The sequence below is a fragment of the Aliiglaciecola sp. M165 genome (assembly GCF_007197995.1).
Classification (GTDB): Bacteria; Pseudomonadota; Gammaproteobacteria; order Enterobacterales; family Alteromonadaceae; genus Aliiglaciecola.
In genome coordinates this window covers 56,068-69,776 of sequence record NZ_VKKH01000002.1, presented here as the reverse complement: position 1 = coordinate 69,776, position 13,709 = coordinate 56,068, and the positions used below count along the sequence as shown (strand labels likewise).

Here is a 13,709-nt window from a genome sequence, read left to right as displayed (position 1 = left end):
AACACTACCCGGATATTTAAAATTTAAACGATGCAATATGGATGCTACTGTATATAATACCAGTTATTGTAAGGTGTAATTGGTATTAGAGGCTCGGTTTTGCGCAAAATTATTCATATTGATATGGATTGTTTTTACGCCGCAGTTGAAATGCGCGACAACCCCCATTTGCGCAACCTGCCCATTGCAATTGGCGGTAGCAAAGACCGTAGGGGTGTTATTTCAACCTGCAATTACCCCGCCAGGAAGTTTGGTGTACGCTCAGCAATGGCGACTGCACATGCTTTAAAACTATGCCCTGATTTGGTCATGGTGCCAGGTCGAATGAGCTTATACGTGGAAGTGTCTCGGCAAATTCGCGAAATCTTCTCTCGTTATACTGATAAAATCGAGCCCCTGTCGTTGGATGAAGCCTATTTGGATGTGTCTGATTGCACGCTTTTCAGTGGCAGTGCGACGCTTATTGCCCAAGATATCCGTAAATCTATCGTTGAAGAAACCGGCTTAACCGCTTCTGCCGGAGTCGCACCCTGCAAGTTCGTCGCTAAAATAGCCAGTGATGAAAATAAGCCCAATGGCATCTGCGTGATCACTCCTGACAAATTGGATGAATTTGTTAAAGCTCTACCTTTAGGCAAGATCCCAGGAGTAGGGAAAGTAACGGTGCAAAAGTTGCACAACCTGGGCCTCTATACCTGTGAAGATGTGCGTGCCTACCCATTGGAGCAACTGGTTAAGCGTTTTGGAAAGTTTGGCCCTGTCATTTGGAACCGCAGCCACGCTATCGATGATAGAGATTTGAGTTTATCCAGAGAACGTAAATCTGTGGGGGTTGAACGAACCCTTTCTGAGGATATCGACAGCAAAGAAGCGTGCTTGGAGGTCATGGAGACACTTTATCCAAAGTTAGAGGAACGTTTGCAATCAGCGCGAGGGAACATGAGGATTCAAAGTCAGGGGGTGAAACTCAAATTCAGTGATTTCCAGCAAACCACCGTCGAACATCGTTGTGCAGAGTTAACCAAAGATTACTTTGTTGAATTACTCGAAGAAGCTTACAGCCGAAAAGCACAAAGAGGGATCCGCTTAGTTGGTCTGCACGTGGGTTTGCCCTCCAAAACCAAGTTTCAGCAGTTAGCTTTACCTTTCGATTCGACTCAATAGATGTGTATTGTTACGACCAGTTACTCATTGGAAAAGGATTAAAATGCCCCTAAGAATTTCTACTTGTGTGCTACAGTAAGCGCACGGTTCTCTGTCACTTTCAAGAATGAATATTTAGTATGTTAGCCCTGCCCAGAAACGTTTGGCTCCTCACCCTTGTTTTGTCATTGGCCATGAGTGCAGGGGCAATGATGGTTATGGTAGGAGGGTTGATAGGTGCGCAAATGGCCCCTTCACCTAAGTTGTCCACCTTGCCTGTCGCCCTCATGATTGTCGGCACGGCTATCGGTGTTGTACCTGTTACACGGGCAATGGGTAAGTATGGCAGAAAGCCTATTTTTGTCGGGGTCGCTATGTTGGCCTGTCTGTCGTCATTGCTAGGCGCAATGAGCGTTGTGATAGAGCAGTTTGAGTTGTTTTTATTTGCATCATTTGTTTTGGGAATTGCCATTTCTGGATTCCAGCAAATCCGTTTCGCCGCGATGGAATCTGTCGATTTAGAACGCGCACCTAAAGCGGCATCTACAGTGATGTTAGGAGGTTTGGTTGCCGCTGTTTTGGGGCCTGAATTGGTGACACAGGGAAACAACCTGCTTGAAACACAATTTGCAGGCTCTTTTGTACTTATGGCGATTCTATGCCTTGGTTGTGTTGGGCTGTTTGCAATAATGACCGAAACGCATATTAGAAATGATAAGGTAAGTCACCATAAAGCGGATATTGCTGACGTGCTAGTAAAACCCACTTTTATCATTGCTGTTTCTGCGTCAGTGGTGGGTTATGCCTTGATGAGTTTTATTATGACTGCAACACCTGTGCATATGCATATGCATATGCATATGCATATGCATGTCACGGAACAACATTCCCTTGAGCACGCTAAATGGGTGATCCAAAGTCATATTCTTGCAATGTACTTGCCTTCTCTAGTGAGTGGTTGGCTCATTGCCAAATTAGGAGTCAACAAAGTGATCGCGGGTGGATTGCTTATTTATTTAATTACCATTGCCGTCGCCAGTTCTGGAAATCATCTGGCTAACTACTGGGTTGCGCTTATCCTGCTGGGTATCGGCTGGAATTTCTTGTTCTTAGGTGGGACCGTTTTGTTGCCGCAAACACACAACACAGCACAAAAATTTAGGGTGCAAAGTATCAATGAATTCGCTGTGTTTAGCGCTCAAGGAATGGCTGCGTTGGGCGCGGGTGCCTTGCTATTTGCTCTGGGGTGGCAAGGATTAATGGTGACAAGTTTCATCATCATTTGCAGTCATATATTGCTGTTGGCGTGGCAGGCTTACCGGGTTAGACTTGCGAGTCAAATTGCAGTTGAAGTCGGTGGGGAGAAATGATCAAACAAGGACTATACCGTCACTACAAGGGTAACCATTACCGCGTGATTGGTGTGGCAACACACTCAGAAGATGAATCGAAACTAGTCGTTTATCAACCTATGTACGGGGAACAAGGCTTGTGGGTGAGGCCTGTTGAAATGTTCACTGAAATGGTCGAAGTTGAAGGTAACCAAGTGCCTAGATTTGCGTTGGTAAGTGAGGACTAAAATTTTTTATTTAATCTGGGATAAGTGATCACGGCGCCTATGAGCGTTGCTTATCCACGATTGGGGTTATTTAACTAGTCACATTCACATCTTTGAACTGAGTGAGATAAGCCAACACTTTGTCATGGAATTCAGTTTCATTGAGACTTGCATCCTCTTGTTCAAAAAACTTTGAATATCCTCGAAAGGCACCAAAGTCTAAGCTTGAAAGTCGTTTAAAGCCCATTTCCCATTCTTTAAAAGCGCGTTCTGCTACAGTGTTTTTACACAAAACTCGACAATGTTTGTGGAGTGGATCTCGTAGAATTTTTTCGTACAGTGCTTCGACATTTTCTTCTGGGCCTTCTAGCACTTGAATAAATCGTTTATTGCAATACAACAGAATCCCCGTCAGATTTTTTCGCCGATTATTGAGGCGGCACTGAATCAGCATATCGAAGAGCTGCTCTGTGTCCATATGTTTAGTTGCAACGCTGGTGTAGATTAACTGGACCATTGTGTAAATGTAGTCGTCAAAATTCTAAAAGACAAAAGTAAAAAACGGGGCCGAAGCCCCGTTTGTTTTTTATTCCCATCGGTGATTTAGAACTTAAAGTTCAAACCGACTTTGTAGAATCGACCCAGCGGATCATAGTTACTTGGGAAAGTGTTACCAGAGTTTGAACTGGTATCGCCAATATCATTACCCAGTACTGGTGGATCTTCGTCAAGTAAGTTATCAATACCTACGGTAATGGTTGTGTAGTCATTCACTGCATAACTAGCAAATAGATCAAAGTAATCATAGGCATCAATTTGTCTAAATGCTTCGAAGCGTAAATCTCTCTCGCCTGGTTCAACATCGACCGAGTCGATATGTCTCCATAGTAATGAAACGGTAAAGTCTTCATATGTCCAGGTTGTGCGCTGGATCCAACGTAAGTCAGATAGCGGGTCACAGCTGGTTCCATAGAAACCTTTACAGTCAAGTACCGGCACGGTATCTGAGCTTTGTGACTCCTGAGTTAGGTATTTGTTGATATTACCAGAGAACGCTAGGTTACCCATATCTCCAATATCAAGATTGAAGTTAAAGCCAATTTCCACCCCTTCAGCTCGCAAGAACTTCAGGTTAGTAGTGAATTGATTAACCCCTGCAGCAGAACCTGTCAGGTCCCCACCGACACGGCCAATTTTGGCACACTCATTGGCATCACCATTGATATAACAGGAATCCAAAATCTCTTGAGCAGAGAAGTTGCCGATGATGTCTGAGATATCAATATCGTAATAATCCACTGACAAAGTAAAGTCATTTGACCATTGGAAATCCGGCGTCCAGACAAATCCTGCAGTTGTTGTATCTGCTTCTTCAGGACCTGGAGGGTTATTAGGATCGCTACCGTTAAAGACGTTGATTTGACCTGAAATAATATCAGGAATAACGCCTACCTGAGCTTCCGTCATACCTGTTGACACACACAGTGCAGTCAGGGCTGCATCGATGTTTGCTGCGTTAGCAACTGAACACGGATCGATAACCGCATTATCCAGCCCAGACGTAACTGGCGAAGCGATTTCACCAACGTTAGGAGCACGGTTAGCTCGCTGTTGCATGACACGGAACAGTAACTCATCTACAGGACGCCAGTTAAAACCGATTTTCCAAGAATCCGCTGTACCGATAGTGTCATAGTCTGAAGACCGGAAACCAAATTCGATGTCCATTGACTGAGCAAATGACATGCCCTCAAGTACCGGTAGAATACCTTCGAAATAGAACTCGTCGACTTTGAAGCCACCTCTGATAGGTAGCAAGTTGCCCCCAGCACCACCTTGACATGAAGCAGGAGTTTCTTTCAAACATTCGTCCGGTTCAAGCAAACCAGTCTCTGTACGATGTTCATAACCGAAGCTCATAGACAGAGGCATATCAGCAGTGGGTAGTTCAATAAAATCAACTGGACCCGTTACAAACAAGGAAATAATTTCTTGTTCGTATTTTTGTTGCTGCAAAGCAATCGCTCTTGAATAAGCCGCCGCTGCTTCAGTAATGGTGCCAAAACCACCAAACAAATCAATCGGCACACAGGTACCACCTGCAGCACAAGTCACTCCATCACGGGTATCGAGTGCGTTGTTGATATTGCCAACGTTGGTGTAGCCGTCTCTCACTGTTGTACGGTTTGCTTCGCCGTATTGATAAGAGAAATCATAGTCCCAATCTTCATATAATTGGCCACGGATACCTGCGTTGATTTGCCAAAGCTCAGAATCATATCGCTCTGTTCTTGGGCCTAATTCCAGTGTCCGTCTGCGTAGGCGAACGGTCAATGAATCTTCTGTATCAACTACACCATTGCCATTGGCATCCGACCAACTTCCGCCGTCTAACAATGTTCCATCAGCAACAGCAGCATTTGCGCCGTCAATAATGAAGTTTAGTGCTTGGTCACCAATCAATGGGTTGTAAAGAGGGAGCGTAAAACTGTTACCAAAGGTACCAGAAGGCGCCACTTGTTGCTCTACAGTAGTATTAGTGAAATTGAACGAAGTATAAAACTCCAGATGATCATTCACTTCATAGTTAGCCAATGCGGTCGCGCCGTAGCGAATCGACGGTGTTTGATAATAGTTAAAAGGGTTGAAGTTAAAACGACTACAGTTTTCACCAAGTGTTCTATCTTCGCGGAACTGACCGCTAACGCCGGTACCAATCAACTCAAAACGAGTGGGGATAGCTGTTGTTGATCCACTACCTGAAATGTCTACAACATTCGGGCCACCGCAACCTGCTGGTGGGGGTGTGGCGACATCACCGTTTAAAAACTCTTGATAACCTGAACCTGAGTTGGAATCGATACCAAATAAACCTAAGGCTCTATCGCCTAAAAGCACAGGATCTCGTTCCATCCAACTGACGGAAACGACAGCATTACCGCGATCTTCGTCAAAGTTTGCACCAATGGTTAAGGCGATATTGTCTTGGTCGCCGTCACTTTCGCTGCTCTCCTGGTGATTGAAATCCAGTGCAACACCTTGGAAGTTATTCTTCAAGATGACGTTCACTGCACCAGAGATTGCGTCTGAACCATATACTGCAGACGCACCACCTGTCACTACATCAATTCGGTCAATGAGTGCGGTTGGTATGTTCGCCGTATCCACCTGACCATTGAAGTTAAATGGCACCATGCGTTTGCCATTGAGGAGCACTAAGTTACGCTGTGCGCCCAAACCTCTTAAATCGATGGTTGCAGCACCAGCTGTACCATTATTCACGTTGCCACCATCTGCCGGGATCGTTGAAGGCAAAGAACGTACGATTTTTTCAAATTCTGGTTGTTTTAGATAGGCGATCTCTTCAGCGTCTAACGAAAAGATTGGACTTGAAGATTCGACACCTGGCGCACGAATACGGCTACCAGTCACTGAAATCTTTTCGACCTCATTGTCGGCAGCTGCCTCTTGTGCAACAACATGAGTAACACTTGTTGCTGTCAAAGCACTTGCACAAAGTGCGCAACGAATTGCAAATGACAGTTTGGAGTTAGTAAACATTATTTTCTCCCCTGTGCGGTGTGCAGAACCTCGCACTCCGCTTCAATGTGATTTTATTATTCGGCAATACACTTGCCTGAGCCTAAGCTAAGGCCATTTCAGAGATTGCTCTAGACGCTATACACCAGTTGCCTCGTCTGTGTGACCAACGGCTGAAAAATGGGGGCCAATCGGGGGAACTTTTTGCGGGTTAATTATCAAAATTACAGTGGTATGATGCACAGGGTTACTCAGAATAATGCTAACTAACTGAAAAATATTAATATTATTCATTTTCAGGTTAAATGCGGTAAATAAATGACACCTTTAAATCCTGGGTTGAACGGGGAAATGCAGGGATGAAATGCGATTATTTAAATGGCAAGGTTAAACAGTGGATTATTCTGTAAAACACCGATATGTTAAAAAAACGACAACACATTAGGACACATTAAAATCGTAATGGGACTACACAGCGAGTTTTTAAATCGCTATTTCTGGTTTGCCAACATTTTCTTTTGGTTGGCTGTGCACGCCTTTTTTACGCATATTCAGCATGGTGCTGCATTAGGAACGCCTAAGGAGTTGAGTTGGATTTGGACCTGGGTGCTATTAAGCCCTTGGTTTTTGAACTGGATCCCTATTACAGGGGCAATATTTGCTGTAGTAAAACATAATGATCGACCTGAAAAACCATTGACAAACAAAGTGTTAAGTCATCTTTTCTGGATGGTCGTATTGTTGCTATCCTACTGGTTTATAGCTACTTTTATTCGCTTGCTACTCAGTGGAAATAGCTTAGATGAATATGGTTCCGCAGTCCTTAGAACGTTAACCACAAGCTCACAATTGGATATTTTCATCTACTTGGGTGTACTGGCTAGTGGAATGGGAATTCGTTTCTATCATAATGCAATTCAAGAAGGCATTGAACTTAAACGCATGCATCATGCACTGACCCAGGAACAACTCAAAACCCTTCGTTCACAGCTGAATCCGCATTTTTTATTCAATGCACTAAATACCATCGCAAGCCTTGTCAGGCTAAAACGTGAAAAAGATGCGGTTTCGGCGTTGTCTGAATTAAGCTTAATGTTACGCAAGATTCTTGAAAATAAAAATCATAACGACATCAAAATTAGGGATGAAATTGCTTTTATAAACAGTTATTTGGCTATTCAGAAAATGCGTTTTGCAGATAAACTAGATACCACCATATTTGTTCAGCCTGAATGTTTAGAATTGGCCATTCCAAATATGTTATTGCACCCTTTGGTAGAAAATGCCGTTCAGCACGGCTCGCAACTGGAATCGAATAAAAATCTACTTAATTTAAAAATCACCCGTGACAAGGATGAACTAAAAGTTGTATTGACTAACAAGATCGCGAAAAATGACCAGCACAGTGGCTTTGGAATTGGTTTGACCAATACGCGGGAACGCTTAAGCCGTATTTATGGACATTTCAGGCTAGAGCTACACCCTTTGCAAGATGATCTATTTGAAACCCTGTTAGCAATACCAATAGGAGAAAAGGATGCTTAAAGTTTTGATCGCTGATGATGAGCATTTGGCTCGCGAAACCATCAAATTGTTGTTGCGCGAACAGGACGATATTGGCGAAATTCGTGAAGCTGAAGACGGTAATCAGGCGCTCACGATGGCAACGGAATACAAACCTGATGTGATTTTTTTAGATATTGAAATGCCTGGAATCTCAGGTATTCAAGTTGCAAAGCACATTCCTAAAGAGTGCATTATTATCTTTGCTACCGCTTACAATGAACATGCCGTTGAAGCATTTGAATTAAATGCCATTGATTACATTCTTAAACCCTTTGACGATGAGCGATTCGCTAAAGCCATTTCTAAAGTCAGGGAAAAAATAAACGACAAACAGCACGATGATTATTCCAAGTTAGGCGATATCATTCAGAAGATGATGGGTGATCAACCAAAAAGTTATCGTGAACGATTGGTGATCCGTGATCCTGGTCGAATTAGGTTGATTGATGTTGAACAAATCAATTTCATCACAGGCGCAGGGAATTATGCTGAAATTCACCTTATTGACGGTAAACAGGTATTGCATCGAGAAACTCTGTCAGCGTTAGAGGAGCAACTCGACCCTCATCACTTTGTCAGGATCCACCGCTCTTCCATTGTGCGGCGCAGTTCAATAAGCGAATTACGACCTAATGATAAAGGCGATTACACTGTTGTGCTGCAAAGCGGAGAAACGCTTACGCTTTCAAGGCGCAACCGTGCCAAATTGGATGAACTAACGAGCTGATCCAAATGGGTGCGCTCAGCTCAACAGTATTGCGCATAGTGTCCAAAGTATCCCGGCCAACGACGCTGCGTAGCTGGCGGGTACTATCTGTGTTTTAACATGGTCCATGAGGTCACAACCCGTGGTCATTGAACTGAGGATGGTGGTATCTGAAATTGGTGAACACTGATCACCAAAAACGCTGCCATTTAACACTGCGGCAAAACAAATCATCATGAAAACCTCAGGGTTCGCAAGCATTTCATTTTGTGCGATTACCCAAACTAAAGGCATTGCTAACGGGAAGGCTATAGCATAAGTACCCCAGCTTGTTCCCGTTGAAAACGCAATGACCATGGTCATCAATTGCAAAATGACTGGCATTGCCCAAAATGGTAATTGAGCGCCTAAAAGCTCAACTAAATAAATACCGCCACCCAATTGTTTGCTAATCGCACCAATAGTAATTGCCAGCATGAGGATCACCGACGCAACAACCACACCTTTCCAACCTGTCCCTAAACCTTCGAGCATGTCTCTTACTTGCATACCTTTGCCCAATGCAATGGTGATTGCTAACAACAAAGCACCACCAAAGGCCCAATGAATTTGTGGTGACCCGCTGGTAACGAAGGTGATCACGGCAATAACAATTAGCGCGATAAGCGGTAAGACAAACTCTAACCAATGGGATGAGTAGTGCTTGGGTACGGTAACTTCATGCATTTCTTTTGCACTGATTGGCGATGCATCAGGTGCATCCAGCTGTCCGGTCAACCTAGCGCGGTTTATGGCTTTTTTCATCGGTCCACCAGAAAATCGTGTGATTTCTAAGCTCAAAAGCAGGGTGCCTATGACCGCAAAAATACCGTAAAAACTAAAAGGAATACTGGAAAAGAAAAATGCTAAGCGATCCGCTTCAGTGGCGAGAAATGCCACTCCTGGCACAAACAAAAAAGCCTGAACGTACGCTGGCCAGGCATTAAAAGCAATTACTGAGGCGATAGGAGAGGCGGTTGAGTCAACCACGTAACTCAACTCTTCATGACTAACATTGGCCTTATCAGCCATGGGCTTCACGGTTGTGCCCACTAACACCGTGCTCATTGTCCCGCCTTGAAAAAACAACACACCTAGCATCCAAGTGATTAATTTGGCGGATCTCGGGCCTTTGACAAAATGTGTGCTCATCATTTGGGCAAATGCTTGTGCGGCACCGGTTTTTGCCCAAATACCCATGAGCCCGCCTAGTAACCAAAGATAAAGAATAAGTATTGATGCAGCATCAGCGGTGGCCATGTTTGGAATGAGCACATCGGAGCTGATATCAAATTTACCAAGCATAAAGGCGCCAACTACGATGCCACTGAACAGTGCCAGTAAAGGTTCGCGGGTAATCAAACACAATGCAATGGCAATAAAAGCGGGTAACAACGACCAGACCCCATAGTGGAAATCAGCTTTAAGCAGTATCGGACCGGAATCTGTTCCTGTGAAGTGCACCCATTGTTGTTTGATTTTTGGTGCTGCCGCGCTGTTGTCCAAGTTTTTTTGATTTAAAGGAGATAGTTCATAAGGCGTCTGTTCAGGCACAATTTGCTCCTGCCCCCGGCTAACGTAAACCAGTTCTCCCTGATCATTGATGAAGGTTTGATACTGAAGTTGCGACTCTACCCAGGTTTCGGGTACGGAATAATTTACATATAATGCGCCACCCAAACCAAAAATAATGCACAAAATGGTCAACAAATTTTGCATTTTAATCATTGCGCAAACACTCTATATTGTTATTGTTGAAATAAACTATCACAGATGCGGCTCTTTATAATCTGTAAATCTCAATATTGGGGTACTTAGCATTACCCCTAAAAATAATAGGATAGGAAAATGCGTAAAAGTACGATTGCTGCCATCGTCGTTTCATGTGGCTTATTTACATCTAATTTATTTGCTCAAGACCGCTTTGCAAATGTTGAAATGAAGTCTGAGCACTTAGGCGGCTCTGTATACATGATGACAGGTGCAGGTGGAAATATTGGTGTTTCTGCCGGCGAGGAAGGACTATTGATCATCGATGATCAATTTGAACCTCTGGCAGAAAAAATCTCCGCAGCTTTGGACGAAATTCTAAAAGGAAAATTACGTTACGTTATTAATACCCACTATCACGGCGATCACACAGGTAGTAATGCTTACATGCGTGAAGTGCGTGACGCGACTGTGTTTGCTCACGACAATGTACGAGTTCGCTTGGCAGCCAAAGATGATCACAAACATGCAGAATTACCTGTTGTGACCTATGAGCAGGGTGTAACTTTCCACTTTAATGGTGAAACCATGAAAGTGATGCACCTAGCTAACGCACACACTGATGGTGATAGCGCGGTGTTTTTTAGTGACGTGAATGTGCTGCATACTGGAGACTTGTTCTTTAAAGACTGGTTCCCGTATATTGATATTGACGCTGGGGGCTCAGTGGCAGGGTATATTGCCGCAGTTGAAACGCTAATAGCGATGATAGACGATGAGACCAAAGTCATTCCTGGTCATGGTACTCTTGCAAATAAAGCGGACCTACAGCGATTTGTGGATATGATCAAAGCGACTTCTGCACAGGTCAAAGAGTTAAAAATTAATGGTATGCCTGTCGAAGATATCGTTGAGGCAGGGTTAGGCGAAGAATGGCAATCCTGGTCTTGGCAGTTTATTAATGAAGAACGATGGATCAAAACCCTTTATCGATAGAATTAGTCAATGCGAGCGAGTTAGATTTAGCAACAATCTATCGTTGGTTTGACTCGCTTAAATCGATTACAGATTGGGGAGGGCCTGGTATGGAATTCCCTATGACCTCAGAAGAATTGGTTGACGTGACACGTATCAACCATATCCCCTCCTTTAAATTAACTGATAGCTGTTTTTCCATTTTAGGCTTTGGTCAGTATTATTTGCGTCTCGAACGTATCCATTTTGGTCGTATAGCCGTGTCTCCTTTACATCGAGGTAAAGGTTTCGGCCGTGATCTCATGCAAAGACTAATCGTGCAAGGCCGCAAAGAATTTGGTCAACGTGAATGTTCGCTTTTTGTCATGCGTGACAATTTGGCCGCTAAAATGCTATATCAATCATTAGGTTTTGAGGTGGCTGCCTATCCAGAACCCATGAATGGTATGTTAGCGAACTGCGATTACATGCTTTATCGCCACTGAAGTCTAAAACGCTGCCAATTTAAAACTTATGCCAATCAGTTAAGAAATTCGTTGGGTTGAAAAAGGGAAATTTTATGTTTTTTACTTCCGTCTAAGGCATGGATGCCGAAGCCGAGCCCCCATGGACGGGTTTACGGCGTGAAGTAAAAAATTTATTATTTCCCTCACTGCATTGGTTACGCTCCAGAACCGATTTAGCTGATCAGTATTAGCCAATTTAGCACTCCTTTTTCAATTCACTTCAATCCTTCGCCCCAAGCTTGTGCAAAGCGCACCAAGGTGGTCTATTTAGTCGAGAATTACCATGTAAATTAAATGTTAAGTGTATGAATTTATTAAATAATAAAGTTGGCACCAAAGATGCAAAATCATCACCGATTACGCATCAACGATAGAAAGTTATCATGTGTAACACTTATAATAATAACAATATTAAAAGTTAAAAAACGGTAACAGACACTCCGGTATCTGTTGCCCAAAGGCAAAGTAGCCCGTACAAACCTTCGTGTCCTGTGGTTTGTACGGGTTTTTTTTTGGCAACGAGGAGCATAAATCATGAGACAGGGTGGCTTAAACAAGCTTATCAAAACAGTCCGACTTTTAAGCGGAAAAGTTGCTATGGCAGCGACACTCACAATCACCACTATAAACGCCCAGGCACAAGAGCTAGGGTGGCCAGAAAAAGAAGAGTTAAAGTTTGGATTTATCAAACTAACAGATATGGCACCGCTGGCAGTAGCCTATGAAAAAGGTTACTTCGAAGACGAAGGCTTGTACGTTACGTTGGAAGCGCAAGCAAACTGGAAAGTGCTACTTGACCGCGTTATTGATGGTCAGTTGGATGGTGCTCACATGCTCGCCGGCCAACCCCTTGGCGCCACCATTGGGTTTGGTACCCAAGCGCACATCATCACTGCGTTCAGCATGGACCTAAACGGCAATGGCATTACCGTATCAAATGAAATCTGGGAACAGATGAAAGCGAATATTCCTCATGAAAATGGAAAGCCTGTTCATCCCATAAAAGCGGATGCATTAAAACCTGTGGTTGAAAAATATCGTAGCGAAGGCAAGCCGTTCAACATGGGCATGGTGTTTCCTGTTTCGACCCACAATTATGAATTGCGTTATTGGTTGGCCGCGGGCGGCATTCACCCGGGCTATTACGCGCCACACAAAGGCGATACCAGTGGTCAACTGCAAGCAGACGCGCTGCTGTCTGTAACACCTCCACCGCAAATGCCAGCGACCATGGAAGCTGGCACCATTTACGGGTATTGCGTAGGTGAACCCTGGAATCAACAAGCCGTATTTAAAGGAATTGGTGTACCAGTAATAACCGACTACGAAATATGGAAAAACAATCCTGAAAAAGTGTTTGGTGTTAGCAGTGAGTGGGCGAAGAAAAACCCCAATACCCATATTCGAGTGGTGAAAGCAATGATCCGCGCGGCGATGTGGTTAGATGCGAACAACAATGCTAACCGTGCTGAGGCGGTGAAAATTCTGGCCAAATCTCAATATGTTGGCGCAGATGAAGAAGTTATCGCCAACAGTATGACAGGTACTTTTGAGTACGAAAAAGGTGACAAACGTTCTGTCCCAGATTTCAACGTGTTCTTCCGCTACAACGCAACCTATCCGTATTACAGTGATGCAATTTGGTATCTAACTCAAATGCGTCGTTGGGGACAAATCTCTGAAGCAAAATCTGACGAATGGTTTATGCAGACTGCGAAAAATGTTTATCGTCCAGATATATATGCGCTTGCGGCTAAATCATTGATTGCAGAGGGTAAAGCCAATGCAGCAGATTTCCCGGATTTTGCTACAGAATCGGGCTTTAAACCGCCGCAAACTGAGTTTATCGACAATGTTACCTATGACGGCACGAAGCCCAATGCCTATTTAGAAAAATTGAAGATTGGTCTCAAAGGCGATACCAAAATTTAGCGCGACAAAGGCCGTATGACGCGGGTTCTGCAAA

At 43.8% G+C, this 13,709-nt stretch carries 11 protein-coding genes; 8 read left to right on the top strand and 3 right to left on the bottom strand.

Annotation, left to right across the window (positions count from 1 at the left end; genetic code table 11):
• Positions 1 to 99 precede the first annotated feature (99 nt).
• From dinB to FM019_RS02495, 3 genes are all read left to right on the top strand, one after another.
• Positions 100 to 1,164, top strand: coding sequence for a DNA polymerase IV (gene dinB / locus FM019_RS02505; RefSeq protein ID WP_143834333.1), 1,065 nt, complete (start codon positions 100 to 102; stop codon positions 1,162 to 1,164).
• Between the two features lie 119 nt (positions 1,165 to 1,283).
• Entirely contained in the window at positions 1,284 to 2,513 is a 1,230-nt protein-coding gene (locus FM019_RS02500) for an MFS transporter (RefSeq protein ID WP_143834332.1), read from the top strand.
• Positions 2,510 to 2,722, top strand: a complete 213-nt coding sequence (locus tag FM019_RS02495) for a DUF1653 domain-containing protein (protein WP_143834331.1) — start codon at positions 2,510 to 2,512, stop codon at positions 2,720 to 2,722. Before FM019_RS02500 ends, FM019_RS02495 begins: the two co-directional genes overlap by 4 nt.
• Positions 2,723 to 2,792: 70 nt before the next feature.
• On the opposite strand, the gene FM019_RS02490 is transcribed toward FM019_RS02495, so the two are convergent.
• A complete protein-coding gene (locus FM019_RS02490) occupies positions 2,793 to 3,218 on the bottom strand; it encodes a BLUF domain-containing protein (protein ID WP_143834330.1) in 426 nt (141 codons plus the stop codon).
• Between the two features lie 86 nt (positions 3,219 to 3,304).
• Positions 3,305 to 6,262, bottom strand: coding sequence for a TonB-dependent receptor domain-containing protein (locus FM019_RS02485; protein ID WP_143834329.1), 2,958 nt, complete (start codon positions 6,260 to 6,262; stop codon positions 3,305 to 3,307).
• Between the two features lie 441 nt (positions 6,263 to 6,703).
• On the opposite strand from FM019_RS02485, the gene FM019_RS02480 reads away from it, so the two are divergent.
• Positions 6,704 to 7,786, top strand: a complete 1,083-nt coding sequence (locus tag FM019_RS02480) for a sensor histidine kinase (protein ID WP_143834328.1) — start codon at positions 6,704 to 6,706, stop codon at positions 7,784 to 7,786.
• Positions 7,779 to 8,534 carry a LytR/AlgR family response regulator transcription factor gene (locus FM019_RS02475; RefSeq protein ID WP_143834327.1) on the top strand — a complete coding sequence of 252 codons (756 nt, stop codon included), beginning with the start codon at positions 7,779 to 7,781 and terminating at the stop codon, positions 8,532 to 8,534. Before FM019_RS02480 ends, FM019_RS02475 begins: the two co-directional genes overlap by 8 nt.
• A gap of 15 nt (positions 8,535 to 8,549) precedes the next feature.
• On the opposite strand, the gene FM019_RS02470 is transcribed toward FM019_RS02475, so the two are convergent.
• Positions 8,550 to 10,280 (bottom strand): Na+/H+ antiporter NhaC family protein, encoded by a 1,731-nt coding sequence (locus FM019_RS02470; RefSeq protein WP_143834326.1) that lies wholly within the window; start codon positions 10,278 to 10,280, stop codon positions 8,550 to 8,552.
• A gap of 120 nt (positions 10,281 to 10,400) precedes the next feature.
• Between FM019_RS02470 and FM019_RS02465 the strand changes: the two genes are divergently transcribed.
• The 3 genes from FM019_RS02465 to FM019_RS02455 all read left to right on the top strand — a co-directional run bounded on the left by FM019_RS02465 (position 10,401) and on the right by FM019_RS02455 (position 13,675).
• Positions 10,401 to 11,258 (top strand): MBL fold metallo-hydrolase, encoded by an 858-nt coding sequence (locus tag FM019_RS02465; protein WP_143834325.1) that lies wholly within the window; start codon positions 10,401 to 10,403, stop codon positions 11,256 to 11,258.
• Entirely contained in the window at positions 11,234 to 11,722 is a 489-nt protein-coding gene (locus FM019_RS02460; RefSeq protein WP_143834324.1) for a GNAT family N-acetyltransferase, read from the top strand. Before FM019_RS02465 ends, FM019_RS02460 begins: the two co-directional genes overlap by 25 nt.
• Before the next feature lie 555 nt (positions 11,723 to 12,277).
• Positions 12,278 to 13,675: a CmpA/NrtA family ABC transporter substrate-binding protein gene (locus FM019_RS02455; RefSeq protein ID WP_143834323.1), complete on the top strand. Its 1,398-nt coding sequence runs from the start codon at positions 12,278 to 12,280 to the stop codon at positions 13,673 to 13,675.
• Positions 13,676 to 13,709: the final 34 nt, after the last annotated feature.